The sequence below is a fragment of the Streptomyces sp. NPDC088097 genome (assembly GCF_044741845.1).
Lineage (GTDB): Bacteria > Actinomycetota > Actinomycetes > Streptomycetales > Streptomycetaceae > Streptomyces.
Genome location: NZ_JBIUTJ010000001.1, coordinates 532,603 through 551,078 on the forward strand (window position 1 = coordinate 532,603; position 18,476 = coordinate 551,078).

Consider the following 18,476-nt stretch of genomic DNA (forward strand, 5'->3'; position numbering starts at 1 on the left):
GGCGTCCGCCGGTCTGCGAGGGTGTCGGCCATGGCTGCTGACTGGCACGACGGGCGGGGCGTCCTGCGGATCACCGCGGACGGGGCGTCGCGGGAGGCCGCGCGGGGGGCGGCGGCGGAGGCGTCGTCGGGGGTGCCGTGGGAGGCATCGTCGGAGGGCGCGACGACGGGTGCGTCGGAGGTCGCGTTGGAGGTCGCGGCCTCCTACCGGGCCCGTACGCGCGGACTGCTGGGGCGCGACGGCATCGAGGGCGCGCTGCTGTTGACCCCGGCGGCGAGCGTGCACACCTTCCGGATGCGGTTCGCGATCGACGTGGCGTACCTGGACCGGCGGCTGCGGGTGCTGTCCGTGGTCACCATGGCTCCGGGCCGCCTCGGGCTCCCCCGCCCGCGCTCGCGCCACGTCCTGGAGGCGGAGGCCGGGGCGATGGCCCGCTGGGGCCTGCGCGCGGGCACCCGGGTGACGGTGGAACGGTACGGACCGGCCGCGACCGGGGGCGTGGCCGCGAAGTAGCGGCGGGCGCCCGAAGGACGTGGTGCCCGGCCGGCGGGACTTTGCGGCCGCGGCCTAGGTCATCGGGGCGGTGGGCGGTAGGTTGGGGCGGTTGGGCTGGGGTGTCAGGGGAGCGGCATGAGTGAGAACGCGCGCGTCAAGGCGCTTGAGCAGATCATGCCGGCGACGCACGGCGCCGACGAGGACATCGACTGGCAGGCCGTCGAGGCCGTCTGGGGTACCCGGTTCCCGTCCGACTACGTGGCCTTCATGGGCCGGTTCGGGGCGGGCTCCATCAACGGCGAGGCCGGCATCCTGCTGCCGCTGCCCAAGCCGGGGCTCCAGTGGGCCCCGGCCGAGATGGCCGAGGAGACCGCGAACGCCCGGCAGGCCTGGGAGGCCGAGGGCGGCCGGGCCGCCTTCGACGTGGACCCCGAGTCGATCATCGCCTGGGGTGTCACCGGCGGCTCCGACATCCTGTGCTGGCTCGCCACCGACCCGGACCCCGAGCGCTGGCCGGTCCTGGTCGCGGGGCGGCACACCGCCGACTCCTTCGCGGTGTACCCGTACGGCATGGCCGAGTTCTTGCTCCGCCTGTGCTCCGACGAGTTCGACGTGAGCCCGGTCGGCATCACCTTCTGGGACGGCGGCCACCTCAGCTTCGTGCACTGGCGCAAGGCCCAGCGCCGCTGGCAGGAGGGGCGCAACCCGGAGACGGGCGAGCCCGACCCGTACGCCGGCGACTTCGCCGACGAGCCGACCGACCAGCCGACCGACCAGCCGACCGACTAGGCGACCGGCCGACCGACCGGCACCGACCGACAGGCCCCGACCGCTCAGCCGACCGTACGGCTGTTTTCGCCATCCCCTCCCCCCGCTCCCGCCCGCGACCCGTATTCCTGCCGGAAACGGGCTTTTCGGCATGTCTACGCGCGTCCGAATTGTTGATCACATATCGGAAAACACCATGGGGAATAGCCGCAGTTGGAGCATTGCCCACAACTGCCGCCCCAATGGAATCAACCGCCCACCCGGCAGGAGAGAATTCCGGCCATAGGGCCATGGTGGGACACCTCAGCCCGGAGCAACTCATAAGTAACAACAGGATCCAAACGAAAATCAGGGGTATCCACCCGTGCGACGAAGAATGTTCGGCACGTCCGCCACGGCGGTCGTGCTCGGTCTGTTGGCGCCGTTGTCCGGCTGTGGGAGTTCCGACGGCGGCAGCGGGAGCGGCGATACGCTGAAGCTGGTCGCCGCCGAATACGGCGACAACTCCGGCAACAGCTCCAAGTCCTACTGGGACAAGGTGACACGCGAGTTCAGCACCGCCCACCCCGACATCAAGGTCGAGGTGAAGCTGCTCCCGTGGGCCGACATCGACCGCGAGGTGACCCGTATGGTCGCGGCCGACAAGGCGCCGGACATGGCCCTCATGGGCTCGTACTCGGACTTCGCGGCCCAGGGCAAGCTCTATTCCGCGGAGGAGCTGCTCTCCGTGAGCGGCGAGGCGAATTTCCTCCAGCCCCTCGCCGAGGCCGGTTCGGTCGGCAACACCCTCTACGGCCTGCCTTTCGTGGCGAGCAGCCGCCTCCTCTTCTACAACGAGGCCCTGTTCAACCAGGCCGGGATCAAGCAGGCGCCCAAGACCTGGACGGACCTGAAGGCCGACGCCAAGGCCCTCAAGGACAAGGGCGTGAAGTTCCCCTACGCACTGCCGCTGGGCCCGGAGGAGGCGCACGCCGAGGCGATGATCTGGGAGCTGAGCAACGGCGGCGGCTACGTCGACAGCGCCGGCAACTACAGCCTGTCCTCCGACCAGAACCTCCAGACCTTCAACTGGATCCGGGACCAGCTCGTCGTCCCCGGTCTGGTCGGCCCGATCGCGCCCTCCAAGCTCAACCGGGCCGACGCCTTCGCCGCCTTCATGCGCGGCGAGGTCGGGATGGTCAACGGCTACCCCTCGCTCTACCACGAGGCGCGCGCCAAGGGCATCAACGTCAAGGCCGTCCCCATGCCGGTGTCGGACAACCTCAACCAGGGCGAATCCACGCCCACCGTCGGCGTCGCCGACTGGATGATGGCGTTCAAGCAGAACGGGAACGGCAAGCAGATCGGCCTGTTCCTCGACTACGTCTACAACGACAAGAACCTGTCGGACTTCGCGGGGCGCTACCACCTGCTGCCCTCGACGGTCTCGGCCACGCGCTCCCAGGGGGGCGGGCTCGACGACACCGACAACCAGTTCCTGACCGCCCTGCGCGGCGCCCAGCTCTACCCGGTGAACAACCCGTCGTGGGTGACGGTCAGCGACACCATCAAGCGCAACATCGGTCGCGCGGTGGAGCCGGGCGGCAACGCGAAGGGCATCCTGGAGGACCTCTCCAAGAAGGCCACCGAAGCCGAGAAGAACCAGCACTGAAAGACCCTCGAATCCGGGACTTTCGTCTCGTCGCCGCGCCCATCCCGTGCGGCAGAATGGCTGTGACGGCACTCGATCCGAGGCCGCGGCCAGGTCGCCCGCCGAGCACCCACAAGGTGCGCGGGGCGGCAGGCCTTCTGCTTCCCCTTTTCCTTTGGCGGGCTTGCTCCGTCGCGCGCCCTCCCTCGTACGCTCTCCCCTCGTACGCTCTCCCTCGCGACGGCCTCGCCCGCGACGGCCTCGCCCGCGGTTACTTCGGGCCGTGGTCCTCGGCGAACGCCGTCCGGTACTGCCCGCAGTCGGAGTCCCAGCGCAGCGTGCCCGTCAGCGTCCCGTATCCCGTGCGGGTGACCGACCACTCCACCGTGTACTCCCCGGTGTCACACGCGATCCGCTTGCCGCCCGCGACCTTGTGACGTCCCGTCGCCGGCTGCCCGGTCAGTTCCTGGCGCACTTCCCCCGCCTTGGCCCGCTTGGCGTCACGCAGCACCGCGTGCACGACGAACGGGTGCTTGCCGTCCTTCGTGGTCAGGGCCTTCTTCACGAGCGTCGAGTCCGAGACCGTCCAGGCGAACTCGTACGAGGGCAGCCAGGCCAGCGTCTTCGGGTCGCCCACCTGCCGCTTCCACTCCGGAGCGCCGTCGGGGCCGGGGCGGGTGACCGTCTTGTACTGGACCCCCGGATAGAAGCGGAACTGGGCCTCCACCTTGTGCATGTCGTCCTTGGTCCACATCTTCTTCATCGCCCCCTCCGCTCCGGCCGGGTCTTGGAGGTAGGGCGCGGCCGGTGCGGCGGCGCCGGCGCTCTGGCCGAGGCTCGGGGCGAGGGCCGCGACGACGGCGGCCAGGGTGAGCGCGGCGGTGCGGGCGGTGGTGCGGGTGCGGGTGCGGTTCATGCCCGGTCCAACGGGACCCCACGGCGGGCCGGAACGACGCCGTGCGCGCGTTCACCCGTACGGGAGCCGCCCCGCGCGCCGAGGTGACAAAGTGCCCGCTCGCGACGGAATGGTCCCCGCCGGACCCTGGTTGGGTGATCGACGAGACCGGGAACGTCCGCGCCGAGGGCGCGCGACGTGCACGCGAACGGGGAAGAGAACGATGGAGACTGACATGTACACGACGGTTCAGGGCACGGTGGCGGCGGGCTGGGAGCCGGTCCGCGAGGAGTTCGCGGCCTTCCTTGCGGCCGAGCCGCTCGCGCCGGAGGCCCAGTTGGCCGTCCGCCACCACGGCCGGCTGGTCGTCGACCTGTGGGGCGGCGAGGACACCGAGGGCGACACCCTCGGCCCGGTCTACTCGATCACCAAGGGTGCCACCCACCTGGTCGTGGCCCTGCTGGCGCAGGACGGGCTGCTGGACCTGGAGCGGCCGGTGTCGGCGTACTGGCCGGAGTTCACCGGCCACGGCAAGGAGCGGCTGACGGTGCGGCAGCTGGTCGCGCACGGCTCCGGACTGCTCAACACCCCGGAGGGCCTGTCCTACGACGAGATAGCCGACGACGCCCTCGTCGCGACGCGGCTGGCGGACGCACGACCGCACTGGGAGCCGGGGACCGCGTACGGCTACCACGCCTTCGTGATAGGCGCGTTGGTCGGCGAGGTGGTCCGGCGGGTGACCGGCCGCTCCCTCCAGGAGGTCTACGAGGAGCGCGTGCGGGCCCCGTACGGGCTGGACCTGTACATGGGCCTGCCGGCCCGGCTGGAGGACCGCTGGAAGCCGACCCTGGAGATGGTCCTGACACCCGCCCAGGCGGCGGCCTTCGCGGCGGGCGGCCCCATGCCGGAGGCCATGAGGACCGCCTTCAACATGCACCGCGAGCCCCCGATGGACCTGATCGCCTACGCCAACCACCCGCGCGTGCGCGAGCTGGGCGGCGCCTCGGCGGGCGGCACCGGTACGGCCCGGGGGGTGGCGGGGCTGTACGCGGCGGCCATCAGCGGGCTGGCCGGCCGACCGGCGCTCCTCAAGCCCGACACGGCGGCCGAAGTGGCGCGGCCGCACACCCCGGGCACGGACCGGGTCACCTCGGAGACAGACCACTTCGGCCTCGGCTTCGAGCGGCAGCACGCGGTGGGCCCGGAGGCCTTCGGCCACTGCGGGGCGGCGGGCGGCCTGGGCTTCGCGGACCCGGCCACGGGGATCGCGTACGGGTACACGCGCCGCCGCTTCGCCTTCCCGGGCGCCGCGGCCCCGGAGAACGGCCCCCTGGCGGCGGCGGTCCTGGCGGTGGCGCGGGGGCTGTAGGGCCCGACGGGCGGGGTGGACGGGGCCGGCGGGGTCGACGGGGGCGGGCGTACGGGGGGCGGGCGTACGGGTCAGGCCTGGCCGGTCTCGAAGCGGCTGACGCGGCGGCCGTCGGGGGTGACCTCGAAGCGCCAGGCGGTGCGCATCGCGCCCCAGGTCTCGTTGCGGTAGTCCACGACGAGGGAACGGCCGTCGGCGGTCTGCGAGTCGATCGCCATGTGACCGCCGGCCGAGAAGATCTCCCGGTCGGCCCACTGGGCGAGGTCGCGGTCGGAACCGTCGTCGGACATGGTCGCGCCGGGGGCGAGGAGCGCCGCGAAGGCCTCCCGGTCCCCGGTGTTGACGGCGTCGACGAAGGCGCGGACGGCGGGGTCGGCGAGCTGGGCCGGATCGATCACGGGGCCTCCTCGGGGTTGCGCGCGTGGGTACGCGGCTGGTCACGACGCGACCAGGGAACACCGCGGGAGGGGCGCGGACGGCGATCCTCACCCGTTCGCCACCGGACGGCGTGTCAGGGCGCGGGGTGGGTGCGGGTGCGGGTGCGGGTGCGGGTGCGGGTGCGGGTGCGGGCTGCGTACGGGACGGGTCCGGGTCAGGGCGCGGTGCGCACGGGGAATCCGGTCGGGCGGCCCTGCTCGTGGAGCCAGTCGAGCACCTGGTCGAGGGCGGCTACGGTCTGGGTGCGGTCGCCACCGCCGTCGTGGAACAGGATGGTGGGGCCGTTGCCCAGCTGCTTCTTGACGGCGTCGACGATGGCGGCGGTCCCGGGCCTGCCGAAGTCCTTGGTGTCCACGTTCCAACCGAGCGGCCGCATTCCGGCGGCGGCCGCGATCCGGCGGCTCTCGGGGGTGAAGGCCCCACCGGGCGCGCGGTAGTAGTCGACCTTCGCGCCGGCTCCGGCGGCCTCCTCGATCAGCCGCCGCGCGTCGAGGATCTGCGCCTGCTGGTAGGCCACGGGCTTCTTCGCCATGCCCGTGTCGTGGTCCATGGTGTGGTCGCAGAGCCGATGCCCGGCCGCGACCACCTCCTTGACCAGGTCCGGGTGGGCCTTGGCCTGCGGGCCGATCATGCAGAAGACCGCCTTCACGTCGTGCTCGGCCAGTACGTCGAGGATCTTCGGGGTCCAGCGGGGGTCGGGGCCGTCGTCGATGGTGATGTTGACGGCGTTCGCGCCACCCTCGGAGGCGTGCGCGATGCCCTCGGGTATCCCGGAGGGGGCTCCCGGGGCGCCGGCACCGTCCGGGGCCGGGGGCTCGTCACCGGTCCGGCGGGCCACGTTCTCGTGCGCCGGGGAGGCGGGTTCGTGCGGATCGAGCAGGCTCGTCACTCCCCAGACGGTCGCGGCGACGGCCGCCGCCGAGGCCGCCACGGCCAACCTGGTCCGCAGGAGGTCCTTCTGCGTGCGCGTCATCTGTCCACTCCCCATCCTGACTTGCGAGGGTTCTGTGGGTCAGGACGCCTTCGGACTGCGAGGGGTTCCGCCCGAATGCCCCATAAATTGCAGGTAATAAGGACTTTGGGCCTCAATAGTCCCTGATGCCACACAAGTCGGAACTCACCCGGTGCGTCACTCCCTCCTCCTCTGCGTCGCGGGGCTCAGGGCCCCGTACCCGGCAGGAGGTCCCGTTCCCCATGCGCAAGCGACTCACCACGACCGGCGCTCTCGCCAGGCCCGTCCGACTCGACGGGCCCGTCCCACGCCTCAGGCCCGTCACCCTCGTCGCACTCGTCACGCTCGTCGCCGCGGCGACGACCGGTTGCGGCGGGGGCGACACCGCGCACGCGGCCGCCTCCGGCCCGCCGGCGAGCGCCCACGGGAGCGGCACGTCGCCCTCCCCCACCCCTCCTCCCCCGCCCACCCCCTCGCACGAGGAGACGCTGGAGGTGCTGCCCGCGACCGGGTCGACGGTGGGCGTCGGTCAGCCGGTATCCCTGGTCTTCGACCATCCGGTGACGAACAAGGCGGAGGTGGAGCGCCGGTTGACGGTGACGACGGACAACGGCACCGAGGGCGCGTGGGGCTGGCTCACCGACCCGTCCAACGGTCACGAGCGCGTGGACTGGCGCCCGAAGGAGTACTGGAGGCCCGGGACGAAGGTGACCCTCGACGCGGCGTTGGCCGGGGTGGTGACGGAGCCGGACCGCGCCGTGGCCGCTTCGCGTCGCACCACCTTCACCATCGGCGCGCGGCAGGTGGCCACCGTGGACGTCCCCGCCCACACGCTGTCGTTGGAGCGGGACGGGCGGGTGGTGAAGGAGGTCCCGATCACGGCCGGCGATCCGGCGAAGTACCCGACCTGGAGCGGGCGGATGACGCTGATGTCCAAGGAGGGCACGATCCGGATGCGCTCCCAGTCGGTGGGGCTGGGGAACGCGTACGACCTGCCGGTCCAGCGGGCGATGCGGCTGACCACCTCGGGCACGTACGCCCACCAGGCGGAGTGGGCCGAGGGCTACATCGGCAGCGCCAACCGCAGCCACGGCTGCATCGGGCTGACGACGGCGGACGCGAGGTGGTTCTACGGCCAGGCTCGGGTCGGGGACGTGTTCGAGGTGAAGGGCGCCGGAGCGACGGTGGAGGCGGGCAACGGGTTCGGCGACTGGAACCTCGACTGGGCGCGGTGGCGGCTGAAGTCGGCCCTGCACTGAGGGCCGGCGGGGGCGCACCACCGCGTACGGGCATGCCCGACCGCGTCCGGACGCGCGAACGGCGGGCCGGGCCGGGGATTCCTCCCGGGCCGGACCCGCCGTCGGCGGTGCGTCTGCGCGTCCGTCAGTGCGCGAACGAGTCCTGCGGAGCGGCGGTGGCCTTGGCGTCGCCGCCCTCGCCCTCACCGCTGCCGGCCTTGGCCGGACCGGCGCCCCGCAGCGGGACCTCCTTGACGAACCAGGCGAGCACGAAGCCCACGACGGCCACACCCGCACCGAGCAGGAACGCGGAGTGCGTACCGGCGGCCACCGCGTGCTGGTAGGCGTCGCGGACGACCTCGGGCAGCTTCGCCAGGCCCGCCGCGTCGAGCTGCGCCGTGCCGGCGGCCTGGCCGGCCTGCGCGCCGAGGCGGTCGGTCATGGTGTCGGTGAGCTGCGTGGTGAAGAGGGAGCCCATCAGCGCCACGCCGAAGGAACCGCCGAGGGTACGGAAGAGCGTGGCGGAGGAGGAGGCGACGCCCATGTCCTTCATCTCGACGCTGTTCTGCGCGACCAGCATCGTGATCTGCATCAGGAAGCCGAGTCCGGCACCGAGGACGGCCATGTACACGCCCGACATCAGGCGGGTGGTGCCGGTGTCCATGGTCGCGAGGAGGAAGAGCCCGACGACCATCAGCGCGCCGCCGACGATCGGGAACACCTTGTACTTGCCGCTGCTGGTGGTGATGCGGCCCGCGATGAGCGAGACGACCATCATCGAGAGCAGCATCGGCAGGAGCAGCAGGCCGGAGTTGGTGGCCGAGGCGCCCTGGACCGCCTGCTGGAAGAGCGGCAGGTAGAGCACGCCGCCGAACATCGCGAACCCGACGAGGAAGCCGATCACCGACATGAGGGTGAAGTTGCGGCTGCGGAAGATGTGCAGCGGCATGACCGGCTCGGCAACCTTGGTCTCCGTGTAGAGGAAACCGGCGATGGACAGCACGCCGACCACGATCAGGCCGATGATCTCGGGGGAGCCCCAGGCGTACTCGGTGCCGCCCCAGGTGGTGAGGAGGACGGTCGAGGTGATGGCGACGGTCAGCAGTGCGGCGCCGAGGTAGTCGATCTTCGGCTTGGGCCCGGTCTTCTTGGGCAGGTGCAGCACCGCGGTGACCATGGCCAGGGCCACGGCGCCGAGCGGGAGGTTGATGTAGAAGGACCAGCGCCAGCCCATGTGGTCGGTGATGGTGCCGCCGACCAGCGGGCCGCCGATCATGGCGAGGGCCATCACGCCGGCCATCATGCCCTGGTACTTGCCGCGCTCGCGGGGCGGGATCAGGTCGCCGATGATCGCCATGACGCCGACCATCAGACCGCCGGCGCCCAGACCCTGGATGGCACGGAAGCCGATGAGCTGACCCATGTCCTGGGCCATGCCGCTGAGCGCGGAGCCGATCAGGAAGATGACGATCGAGGTGAGGAAGACACCCTTGCGGCCGTACATGTCGCCGAGCTTGCCCCAGATCGGGGTCGAGGCGGCGGTGGCCAGGGTGTAGGCGGTGACCACCCAGGACAGGTGCTCCAGGCCGCCGAGTTCACCGACGATCGTCGGCATCGCCGTGCCGATGATCATGTTGTCGAGCATGGCCAGCAGCATCGCGATCATGAGGGCCATGAGTACGACGCGGACGCTGCGGGGCTTCACCTCCTCCGAGGTGTCCGCCTGCTTGACTGTCTCGCTCATGTCCACTCCCCTGGCACCGGTACCGCGTCTTCTCCTGCCGGGTGCCTTACTTGCCGCCCGGCTAGTTCACTACACTGGGGAAGGTAGTCCGGTCACTAGCCGGGCGTCAAGTAAGTTCGTGTGGGGAGAGCCATGTCCAGCAGCTCCAGCGGTAGCGCTCAGCAGCCGAGGCGGGGAAACACGCGCCAGCGCATTCAGGACGTCGCCCTGGAACTGTTCGCCGAGCAGGGGTACGAGAAGACCTCGCTGCGGGAGATCGCGGAGCGGCTCGACGTCACGAAGGCCGCGCTCTACTACCACTTCAAGACCAAGGAAGACATCATCATCAGCGTCTTCGAGGACGTGACGCGTCCGATCGACGAGCTGATCGAGTGGGCCCAGCAGCAGCCCCACACCCTGGAGACGAAGCGCGAGGTGCTGCGCCGCTACAGCGAGTCGATGGCGGCGGGCGCGCAGCTGTACCGCTTCATGCAGGAGAACCAGGCGACGATGCGGGAGCTGAGCATCGGCGAGACCGTCAAGAAGCGGCTCTTCACCCTCGTGGAACTGCTGCGCACGGAGGACGGCCCCCTCGTGGACCAAGTGCGCTGCGTGAGCGCCCTGTTCACCCTGCACGCGGGGATGATGTTCCTCCAGCACGTGGAGGGCGACCCGGAGGAGACGCGCCAGGCGGCGCTGGAGGTCGCCACGGACCTCATCACGCGGGCCCACCCGACGACGTAACCGCTCACGGGTCGCCCGCAGGCCCCTGACGGGTTCCCGGCGGGTCACTCGTTGGAGCGGATTCGCCCGGATTCCACTACTCTCCGTAGCCGATTCCACGCTACGTTAGGTCATGGCCGACGGTCGCGAGGCCCGGGGGCGGGCGCCCTGCCGACCGGCTGCCAGAGCGAGGGCGCGCCCGCGCTCAGCCGGGTTGACCACTCGCGGGGGCCTCCGTCAGAGGCGGCGGTCGGCGGCGGTGATGGGCACGTCGTTGATGCTCGCCTCGCGGCGGCTCATCAGCCCGTCCGCGGCGAACTCCCACTGCTCGTTACCGTGACTGCGCCACCACTGACCCGCCGCGTCGTGCCACTCGTACTCGAAGCGGACGGAGACGCGGTTGCCGGTGTGGGACCAGAGTTCCTTGTGGAGGCGGTAGTCGAGTTCGCGCTCCCACTTGTCGGCCAGGAACGCCCGGATCTCGTCGCGGCCGGTCAGGAAGCGGTCGCGATTGCGCCAGACCGAGTCCTCGGTGTAGGCGAGGGCGACGCGCTCGGGATCCCGGCTGTTCCAGGCGTCCTCGGCGGCCCGAACCTTGGCGCGGGCGGACTCCTCGGTGAAGGGAGGCAGGGGCGGGCGGGGTGCGGACACGGGGGCTCCCGAGGGTCGGCCAAACGGGGAGAACGATCGTTCTACCCACTCGATCGACCCTAGAGAACGCACGTTCTCCACGCAAGGGCAACTCGACTACGCTGCCCCCATGGACGACGAAGAGGCCCGGACCCGACTCCTGGACGCGGCGGAGGCACTCTTCTACGCCGAGGGGATCCAGGCGGTCGGCATGGACCGCGTCCGGACGGAGTCGGGGGTGCCGCTCAAGCGGCTGTACCGGCTCTTCCCCGCGAAGGAGGCCCTGGTCGCGGCCTACCTGGACCGGCGCGACCGACGCTGGACGGCGAGCCTGCGGGCGGCGGTGGACGAGGCCCCGGACCCGGTGGCGGCCATCTTCGACTGGCTGGCGGCCTGGTTCTCGGAGCCGGACTTCCGGGGCTGCGCCTTCCTCAACGCCCACGGGGAACTCGGCGCCGGACCGGAGGGCGTGCTGGACGTCGTACGCCGCCACAAGGCGGAGCTGCGCACACTCCTGGGCGGCTTGACGGACTCCCCCACGGCCGCCGACCACCTGCTGATCCTGGTGGAGGGCGCGACGGCGGTGGCAACCCTCACCCCCGGCCCCGAACCGGCCCACAGGGCAGCGGAACTGGCAGCCCTCCTACCGACCCGCCACCCGTAGGCGCCGCCCCGGTCCGGTCGGGTCCCGGATCGGGCGGGGCGGCGGGGCCTAGCCGGCGGAACCGCGCGGGAAGGTGATCTCCACGCGGCGGTTCTTCTTGCGGCCTTCCTCGGTGCCGTTGTCGGCGATCGGGTAGTCCTCGCTGTAGCCGCGCACGTCGAAGGTGACCCCGGGAGCGGTGACGGTCTTGGCGAGTTCCGCCTGAACGGCGTCGGCGCGCTGCTTGGAGAGCTCCTTGCCGTGCTCGTAGCTGCCCTGGTCGTCGGTGAAGCCGAAGACGCGGATGCGGGTGGCCTTCTGCGTGTTGATCTCCTGCGCGATGGCCTGGATGCGGGCGGCGGCCTGCGCGTTGAAGACGGCGCTGTTCTCGGGGAACAGCACCTCGGACTGGAGGGCCATCATGACCGTCTGGTTCGTCTCCTGCCGCCGCTGCTCACCCCCGAGGTCCTCGACGACCTCGGCGATGTCGAGCACCTTGACGGGCGCGAGGGTCCCGCCCTGCGGGATCTTCAGCCCGGGCGCGTTGGAGTCGATGGCGACGGGCGCGGCAGCGGACGGCTCCGTCCCGGGCGGCACGGACGGCTTCACTTCGTCGGCATGGGCGCCTGCCGCGCCGATGAAGTGTGCCCCGGCGATGACGAGCGCGACGACGGCTGTCGAGGCGGCGGTGCGGTGGCGTTTCGTCATGGCGTCACCCAGAGATCTTCAGCGTGGTTGAAGCAAACGTCGGGAAGTTGAACTCGACATCGGCGGTGGTCGCAGGAGGCGCCGGGAACTGCGCGAAGAAGGGAACCGATTGACCGGCGTCGATGATGGCGACACCCGTGGTGCAAAGGCACCGTCCATCCGTGTCACGAAGCACGTAATACCGCTTCTTTCCCGCCTTGTCGACCAACGTGACACCCGCAACCGAGACGCCGCTGGACTTGAGTTCGTTGCCACGCCAAGCCGAGGTATTCGCGAACGGCTTGTCACCGGAGTTCTTGATCTGGCCGCTGACAGTCACGAATCCCCCGGCGTCCCTGGAGGCAGAGGTGATGTCCAGGGCAATTCCTGCTTGCCCCTTGACCGTGGCGATGACCTGCTCGGGCTCCACAGCCTTGCTGCTGTCGGCCGACGGTGACTTGGCTGAAACGGAAGGGGCTGCCTTCGGCGTCGAACTCCCTTGAGCACCCTTGGGCTGATCGCCCCCGCCACACCCGGCCAAGGTGAAGAGCAAAAAGGCCGATGTTGCGACAGCCGCTCCTCCGCGCGCTGATACCTCACGCCGAATGCTCATCGAAGCAGTTTCCTCGTCTCTCATTCAACTGTCAGCCGGCCAATCGCACATCAAAGAGGCTTCGCGCCAGCACTTTCCAGGGGTCCGGATGAGTAGGGTCAAACTTCACGATCGCTCCACCCCGGCACTTGATGACCACTGCGCCCGGTAGCACCGACGCGGTGGGAGCAGGAGTCGCGGGGACAGGAGTAGTGGGTGCCGGTTCCGGACTGGAGGGAACGGATGGAGCCGAGACGAGTTCACAGCGAGGGACGATCTCTGCAATGGCTTTCGCCTTCGCATGCACGCTGTCTGTCCCGGGAATCACCGAATCACCAACCGTCCCGTCGGTGATCACGTCCACGGTGAACCTCAGCGCCCGGGACGTACATGTGGCAGTCGAATTGTTGCGCCCCGCGAAGTCCTCAGCGGCTGAGCATGCCCGCGCCTCATCGAAGGCGCCCCCTTCGATGAGGTCTTCCCAGCCCTCGGGCTTGAGCAAAGCTAGGTCCAGCGCAGGATCCAGGTGGTCCCGCGCATCCTGGGCGGCAGCCAGGGCAGCCGCGTCCGCCGCACCCTGGGAATCGCTGCGCACTGCGGCTGCCTGACCAAAAGCGAAGAAGGCAAGCGCGGCAAACAGCATGGCAACCACCGCTACCACATACAGGGGAAACGCCTGCCCGCTGTCACGCGGCAGCCTCCGAATCACGAACCAGCCGTGAGGTTTGCAATCGCCGTCGTGATGCGGTCGACAATCGCGGTGCCGATACCCGTGCCGACCATCGCTCCGATGATCACCACGACCACCAGAATGATCCCGAGATATTCGAACGCCGTCTGTCCTCGATCCTTCGTGCCCTTTCCCGCGTACCGGTTGCGCATCCTTGCCAGGGTGTTGTGCGACATGGGGGTCCCCTCCCGGGCCGGTGCCACTGTTGATGGGCGGACGGTACGGGGAGTCACCGGTGATAACCAAGGGTCCCGGGGCCCAAATACGGACCCACTGCGTCGTGCGTCTACCCATGTCCACTCACTCCCGGACGGGCGGTTCCCAGCCAGCGGGCTATGGCCTCGCTGCGGGTGGGGGTGTGGAGCTTCGCGAAGATGCGGTTGATGTGGTTCTTGACCGTCTTCTCGCTGATGAAGCAGGCGGCGGCGATCTGTTGGTTGTTCATTCCGGACGCGATCAGATCCATGATCTCCACCTCCCGCGAACTCAGCCCATGAGTAACGGAGTTGTGCATGCGCTCCGTTGAGGATGCCATACTTCGTTGCGGTTGCGAAGAGGCTCGGAGTTCTTCGAGGAGGGCCGTCGCCGCCGACGCCGTGAACTGGGCGCGGCCCGCGCGGACGTCGCGGACCGCGCGGGTCAGGTCGTCCGCCGTGAACTCGCCGTGGACCAGGTACCCGCCCGCGCCCAGGAGCAGCGTCTCGCGGACGGTGCCGGCTTCGCGGCTGTACGTCAGCATCAGGACCGGCGCCAGGGTCACCAGGTGCGGCAGCGCCGAGATGCCGTCGACCCCCGGCATGCGGACGTCGAGCAGGATCACGTCCGGGGCGTGGAGGCGGGTCAGTCGGAGGGCTTCGCGGCCGTCGCGGGCCTGCGCCACCACCCGGAGGTCGTCGGTGGCGGCCAGCAGGGCGACGAGGCCGGCCCGGACGACCGGGTTGTCGTCGGCGATCAGGACGCGGATCGGCATGGTGGCTCACCCGCCCCCGAACAGGGCGCCGAAGTCCACGTTCGCCCCGTAGACGAAACCGCACACGAGCAGGATCAGGGTCCCCGGGAGCATGAACATGGTGACGGCGAAGGTGGCCTTCGGGACGGCGCGGGCGGCCCGGCGGCGGGCGCTCTGCGCGTCGGTGCGGCGCATGTCCTCGGCGATGGCGATCAGGGTGTCCACGATCGGCGAGCCCAGTTCCTCGCCCTGCTGGAGCGCGGTGACGAATTGGGCGACCTGCTCGGAGTCGTTGCGCCTGCGCAGTTCGTCGAAGGCCTGGCGGCGGCTGACGCCCATGTCCATCTGCTGGAGGGTGATCCGGATCTCGTCGGACCAGGGGCCCGCGTACTTGTCCGCGACCCGGTCGAGGGCCTGGCGGAAGCCGAGTCCGGCGCTGACGACCACCGCGAGGACGTCGAGGAAGTCCGGGAGGATCCGTTCGATGTGGTCCCGGCGCATCCGGATCGCCGACCAGAGACCGAACTCGATCCAGAAGAGGCCGAAGGCCACCATGAGGAGGGCGAAGACCAACTGCCCGTTCAGGAGCATCGCGAGGGCCCCGAGCCCGCCCAGGAAGCCGTACACCGCGCGCCGGGCGGCGTAGCGGTCGATGGTGAGGCCGGCCGGGTTGCCCGCCATGTCGATCTGGCGGCGCTTGCGGTCCACCCGCCGGGGGCCCATCAGCCGCAGCACGAGGGGCGCCCAGCGGATGCCGAGGCGGTCGACGGCCGAGCCGACGGCGGTGGTGCGGGTGGCGCCGACCTCCAGGGCCAGGGCGAGGTCGGAGGGGAGCTTGACGTCGGCGCGGTAGAGGCGGATCCCGTGGAGGGCGCCGAAGACGGACAGGGCGCAGGCCAAGGCCAGGAGGAGGGGCAGGTAGGCGGTCATGTGGTCGTCCCCCTCACACGTCGATCTTCGACAGTCGGCGGATCAGCACGAAGCCCAGCGCGAACAGCCCGAGCGACACGATCACCGCGACCTGCCCGAGGAAGGCGCCCGTCATCCGGTCCAGGGCGCCCGGCATCATGGCGTTGACCAGCAGCAGCGAGGCCAGGCCGATGGCGGGCACCAGGTAGGCGGTCACCGTGACCTGCGAGAGCTGCGTACGGATCTCCCTGCGCGTCTCCTTGCGCTGTTCCAGGGTCACGGTCAGGTTCCGCAGGCTCCCCACGATGGCTCCGCCGGCGCGCGCGGACAGGACCAGGGTGGAGACGAGGACGACCAGTTCGCGGGAGGGGAGCCGGTCGACGATCTCCCCGAGGGCCTCCTCGATGGAGTGGCCGACCGCGAGCCGGTCCGCGACCCGGGACAGTTCCTCGCCCGCCGGGGCCTCCAGTTCCTCCGCCGCGATGGCGATGGCGGTCCGCAGGGCCAGGCCGGCCTGGGTGGCGTTGGCGAGGATGCGCGAGAGCTCGGGGAGCTGGTTGATGAACCGCTCCGTGCGCCGGGCGCGCTGCCAGTTCAGGAAGCCGTTGGCGGCCCAGACGCCGATGAGCCCGGCGAGCGGCCCGAAGAAGGGCGCCAGCAGGGAGGCGCACACGAGCCATGTCCCGGCGATGGCCAGCAGCATGTAGACGAAGAACTCGCCCGGGGTGAGGTCCAGGCCGGTGGTGGCCAGCTTGATCCCGATCCGGCGGCCGAGCCTCGTCCCGCGCAGGCGCCGGTCGACTCCGGGGAAGCGGCGCCGGCGGCCCGGGGGCGGGGGCTCGCCGCTGGCCGAGAGGCGTTCGATGAGCGCGGCGCGCTGGGCCCGACCCGCGGAGTACGCGTGCACGCCGAGGACCACGAGCAGGCCGGCCAGCAGGGTGGCGCCGAGGGTGAACAGGACGAGGTCGGTCACAGGACGGTCCGGGGGGGCATCGAGGACGTCGGGGGCATCGGAGACATCGGGGGCAGCGGGTCGAGGAGGACGTCGGGCTGGGCCACCCCGAAGGCCTGCGGGATCGGCTGGCCGGTCATGTAGAGGCGGTCCGCCATCCGGCGCGGCAGCGGCCCGTACGCGAAGTAGCCCTGGACGCGGCCATCGGCGCCCATGGGCTGGGCGACGAAGCGGCAGACGGTGGTGATCCGGAAGGGCTCGCGGCCGTGGGATTCGAGGATGGAGATCTCCGTGATGCGGCGCGAGCCGTCGCCGAAGCGGGTGAGCTGGACGATGACGTTGACGGCGCTGTTGATCTGGTCCTGGAGCGCCTCGAAGGGGATCTCCACCTCCGACATGGAGGCGAGGGTCTGTAGGCGGGTCAGGGCGTCGGCGGAGCTGTTGGCGTGGACGGTGGCCAGGGAGCCGTCGTGGCCGGTGGACATCGCCTGGAGCATGTCGAGGGTCTCGCCGCCACGGACCTCGCCGACGATGATGCGGTCGGGGCGCATGCGCAGGGAGTTGCGTACGAGGTCGCGGATGGTGATCTGGCCCTTGCCCTCCACGTTGGCGGGCCGGGATTCGAGGCGGATCACGTGCGCCTGCTGGAGCTGCAGTTCGGCGGAGTCCTCGATGGTGATGATGCGCTCGCCCTCCGGGATCAACCCGGAGAGGGCGTTGAGGAGGGTGGTCTTGCCGGTGCCGGTGGCGCCGGAGACGATCACGTTCAACTTCGCCTGGACCAGCCCGGACAGCAGCAGGAGCATCTGCTCGTCGAGGGAGCCGAGGGCGATCATCTCGTGCAGGGTGAAGGCGCGGGGGAAACGGCGGATGGTCAACGTCGCGCCGGTGAGGGAGAGCGGCGGGATGATGACGTTGACCCGCTCGCCGCTGGGCAGCCGGGCGTCGACCATCGGGTTGGCCTCGTCCACGCGCCGGTTGACGGTGGAGACGATGCGCTCGATGGTCTGCATCAGTTGCTCGTGCGAGGCGAAGCGCAGGGGCAGTTGCTCGACCCGGCCGGAGCGCTCGACGAATATCTGGTCGGGTCCGTTGACCATGATCTCGGAGATGGACGCGTCTTCGAGGAGCGGTTCGAGCACACCGAGCCCGAGGGCCTCGTCGACGACGCGGCGGATCAGCTGCGCGCGCTCGGCCGTGGACAGCACCGGACCCTCGCGGCTGATGATGTGCCCGAGTACGCGCTCCAGGCGCGCCCGGCGCTCGGCGGGCGCGAGCGCGGACATCTCGGCGAGGTCGATCTCCTCCAGGAGCTTGGCCCGGTAAGAGGAGACCAGGCGGCCGTCCTCGCGGGGGCCCTGGCGGTCTTCGGGGGTGTTGACCCGGGAGCGCAGGCTCATGGACGGGCTCCGTTCGGGTCGTCGTTCGGCATGACGGCGGTGGCCCTGGCCGGGCCGGGGTTCAGGCCCGGGATGATCGAGTTGATGTCGATGGAGACCGTCGCGGTGACGGCGTCGTCGCTTTTGCTCACGGTGACGTCGGCGGTGAGTCCGCCCCGGACCGCCGCCTGGCCGGCGGCGACCCCGCCCGAGCCCTTGCGGGCCTCGACCCTGGCCGCCGTGCGCGCGGCGCTGTCGGCCTGTTCGTGGACGTACGCCACCCAGCCGAGCTGGATCCCGCAGAGCGCGACGAACAGCAGGATGGGGATGAAGCCGATGTACTCCAGGGCCACTTGGCCCCGGTCGGAGTGCGCTCGTCGCCGCATGCCGTCAGCCCTCCCGCTCCATCGCCGCGCCGGCCGTGCCGTCGATCCCGCCGAAGTTCAGCCCGGGGAAGAACACCGGGATCCGCACCGTGACCTTCGCCTTGTAGACGTCGCCCGCGTCGTTGCATTCCACGCTCATGCCCCAGGCGCCGCCGATGTGTTCGCCGGCCGCCGCCTGGCAGGCCGCGCCGCCCTTCACCGCGCCCGCCCGGGCCGCCTCGTCGGCCGCGTTGCCGACCAGCGAGAAGGCGTAGCCGATCAGGACGCACTCCCACACCGCCGCCACGAGCAGCAGGATCAGCGGGACCATGCCGACGAACTCGACGGCCACCTGGCCCCGGTCCCGGCCCGTGGCCCGGCGTACGGACGCGCGTCCCGACCCCATCGC

Annotated in this window: 22 protein-coding genes; 7 read left to right on the plus strand and 15 right to left on the minus strand. The window is 70.6% G+C overall.

Going from position 1 to position 18,476, the window contains the following annotated elements; translation table 11 throughout:
- Positions 1–30: 30 nt before the first annotated feature.
- The 3 genes from ACIOD1_RS02350 (at position 31) to ACIOD1_RS02360 (ending at position 2,914) form a co-directional block, all read left to right on the plus strand.
- On the plus strand, positions 31–513 hold the full coding sequence (locus tag ACIOD1_RS02350) for a DUF192 domain-containing protein (protein WP_365617867.1): 483 nt from the start codon (positions 31–33) through the stop codon (positions 511–513).
- A 117-nt stretch (positions 514–630) separates the two neighbouring features.
- On the plus strand, positions 631–1,284 hold the full coding sequence (locus ACIOD1_RS02355) for an SMI1/KNR4 family protein (protein ID WP_365617868.1): 654 nt from the start codon (positions 631–633) through the stop codon (positions 1,282–1,284).
- Between the two features lie 355 nt (positions 1,285–1,639).
- Complete coding sequence (locus ACIOD1_RS02360; protein ID WP_365618058.1) at positions 1,640–2,914, plus strand: extracellular solute-binding protein; 1,275 nt, start codon at positions 1,640–1,642, stop codon at positions 2,912–2,914.
- Positions 2,915–3,164: 250 nt separating this feature from the next.
- On the opposite strand, the gene ACIOD1_RS02365 is transcribed toward ACIOD1_RS02360, so the two are convergent.
- Positions 3,165–3,809: a hypothetical protein gene (locus ACIOD1_RS02365; protein WP_365617869.1), complete on the minus strand. Its 645-nt coding sequence runs from the start codon at positions 3,807–3,809 to the stop codon at positions 3,165–3,167.
- A 214-nt stretch (positions 3,810–4,023) separates the two neighbouring features.
- Between ACIOD1_RS02365 and ACIOD1_RS02370 the strand changes: the two genes are divergently transcribed.
- The gene (locus ACIOD1_RS02370) at positions 4,024–5,157 is read left to right on the plus strand and encodes a serine hydrolase domain-containing protein (RefSeq protein ID WP_401899678.1); all 1,134 of its coding nucleotides are present in this window, start codon (positions 4,024–4,026) and stop codon (positions 5,155–5,157) included.
- A gap of 71 nt (positions 5,158–5,228) precedes the next feature.
- Here ACIOD1_RS02370 and ACIOD1_RS02375 read toward each other — a convergent pair whose 3' ends face one another.
- Both ACIOD1_RS02375 and ACIOD1_RS02380 read right to left on the minus strand, forming a co-directional pair.
- On the minus strand, positions 5,229–5,555 hold the full coding sequence (locus ACIOD1_RS02375; protein ID WP_365617872.1) for a nuclear transport factor 2 family protein: 327 nt from the start codon (positions 5,553–5,555) through the stop codon (positions 5,229–5,231).
- Positions 5,556–5,749: 194 nt separating this feature from the next.
- Positions 5,750–6,568 carry a polysaccharide deacetylase family protein gene (locus ACIOD1_RS02380; protein WP_401899680.1) on the minus strand — a complete coding sequence of 273 codons (819 nt, stop codon included), beginning with the start codon at positions 6,566–6,568 and terminating at the stop codon, positions 5,750–5,752.
- A gap of 221 nt (positions 6,569–6,789) precedes the next feature.
- Between ACIOD1_RS02380 and ACIOD1_RS02385 the strand changes: the two genes are divergently transcribed.
- Positions 6,790–7,806, plus strand: coding sequence for an Ig-like domain-containing protein (locus tag ACIOD1_RS02385; protein ID WP_401899682.1), 1,017 nt, complete (start codon positions 6,790–6,792; stop codon positions 7,804–7,806).
- A gap of 124 nt (positions 7,807–7,930) precedes the next feature.
- Here the strand turns inward: ACIOD1_RS02385 and ACIOD1_RS02390 are convergent, their stop codons facing one another.
- On the minus strand, positions 7,931–9,529 hold the full coding sequence (locus ACIOD1_RS02390) for an MDR family MFS transporter (protein WP_365617877.1): 1,599 nt from the start codon (positions 9,527–9,529) through the stop codon (positions 7,931–7,933).
- A 132-nt stretch (positions 9,530–9,661) separates the two neighbouring features.
- On the opposite strand from ACIOD1_RS02390, the gene ACIOD1_RS02395 reads away from it, so the two are divergent.
- Positions 9,662–10,252, plus strand: coding sequence for a TetR/AcrR family transcriptional regulator (locus tag ACIOD1_RS02395; RefSeq protein WP_401899685.1), 591 nt, complete (start codon positions 9,662–9,664; stop codon positions 10,250–10,252).
- A 216-nt stretch (positions 10,253–10,468) separates the two neighbouring features.
- On the opposite strand, the gene ACIOD1_RS02400 is transcribed toward ACIOD1_RS02395, so the two are convergent.
- On the minus strand, positions 10,469–10,882 hold the full coding sequence (locus ACIOD1_RS02400; RefSeq protein WP_401899688.1) for a DUF1348 family protein: 414 nt from the start codon (positions 10,880–10,882) through the stop codon (positions 10,469–10,471).
- 109 nt (positions 10,883–10,991) lie between these two features.
- On the opposite strand from ACIOD1_RS02400, the gene ACIOD1_RS02405 reads away from it, so the two are divergent.
- Complete coding sequence (locus tag ACIOD1_RS02405) at positions 10,992–11,525, plus strand: TetR/AcrR family transcriptional regulator (protein WP_401899691.1); 534 nt, start codon at positions 10,992–10,994, stop codon at positions 11,523–11,525.
- A 48-nt stretch (positions 11,526–11,573) separates the two neighbouring features.
- On the opposite strand, the gene ACIOD1_RS02410 is transcribed toward ACIOD1_RS02405, so the two are convergent.
- From ACIOD1_RS02410 to ACIOD1_RS02455, 10 genes are all read right to left on the minus strand, one after another.
- Positions 11,574–12,212, minus strand: coding sequence for an OmpA family protein (locus ACIOD1_RS02410; RefSeq protein ID WP_401899693.1), 639 nt, complete (start codon positions 12,210–12,212; stop codon positions 11,574–11,576).
- Between the two features lie 4 nt (positions 12,213–12,216).
- Positions 12,217–12,804 (minus strand): hypothetical protein, encoded by a 588-nt coding sequence (locus tag ACIOD1_RS02415; RefSeq protein WP_401899695.1) that lies wholly within the window; start codon positions 12,802–12,804, stop codon positions 12,217–12,219.
- 31 nt (positions 12,805–12,835) lie between these two features.
- Positions 12,836–13,492, minus strand: a complete 657-nt coding sequence (locus ACIOD1_RS02420; protein ID WP_401899697.1) for a pilus assembly protein TadG-related protein — start codon at positions 13,490–13,492, stop codon at positions 12,836–12,838.
- Positions 13,489–13,689 (minus strand): hypothetical protein, encoded by a 201-nt coding sequence (locus ACIOD1_RS02425; protein WP_401899699.1) that lies wholly within the window; start codon positions 13,687–13,689, stop codon positions 13,489–13,491. The genes ACIOD1_RS02420 and ACIOD1_RS02425 overlap by 4 nt, the downstream gene beginning before the upstream one ends.
- A 110-nt stretch (positions 13,690–13,799) precedes the next feature.
- The gene (locus ACIOD1_RS02430) at positions 13,800–14,483 is read right to left on the minus strand and encodes a response regulator (protein WP_401899701.1); all 684 of its coding nucleotides are present in this window, start codon (positions 14,481–14,483) and stop codon (positions 13,800–13,802) included.
- A 6-nt stretch (positions 14,484–14,489) separates the two neighbouring features.
- Positions 14,490–15,380 carry a DUF5936 domain-containing protein gene (locus ACIOD1_RS02435; protein WP_401900442.1) on the minus strand — a complete coding sequence of 297 codons (891 nt, stop codon included), beginning with the start codon at positions 15,378–15,380 and terminating at the stop codon, positions 14,490–14,492.
- A 25-nt stretch (positions 15,381–15,405) separates the two neighbouring features.
- Positions 15,406–16,344 carry a type II secretion system F family protein gene (locus ACIOD1_RS02440; protein WP_365617894.1) on the minus strand — a complete coding sequence of 313 codons (939 nt, stop codon included), beginning with the start codon at positions 16,342–16,344 and terminating at the stop codon, positions 15,406–15,408.
- Positions 16,341–17,723 (minus strand): CpaF family protein, encoded by a 1,383-nt coding sequence (locus ACIOD1_RS02445; RefSeq protein WP_365617896.1) that lies wholly within the window; start codon positions 17,721–17,723, stop codon positions 16,341–16,343. The genes ACIOD1_RS02440 and ACIOD1_RS02445 overlap by 4 nt, the downstream gene beginning before the upstream one ends.
- A complete protein-coding gene (locus ACIOD1_RS02450; RefSeq protein WP_365617897.1) occupies positions 17,720–18,088 on the minus strand; it encodes a TadE family protein in 369 nt (122 codons plus the stop codon). Before ACIOD1_RS02450 ends, ACIOD1_RS02445 begins: the two co-directional genes overlap by 4 nt.
- Before the next feature lie 4 nt (positions 18,089–18,092).
- Complete coding sequence (locus ACIOD1_RS02455; protein WP_365617899.1) at positions 18,093–18,473, minus strand: TadE/TadG family type IV pilus assembly protein; 381 nt, start codon at positions 18,471–18,473, stop codon at positions 18,093–18,095.
- Between the last annotated feature and the right edge of the window lie 3 nt (positions 18,474–18,476).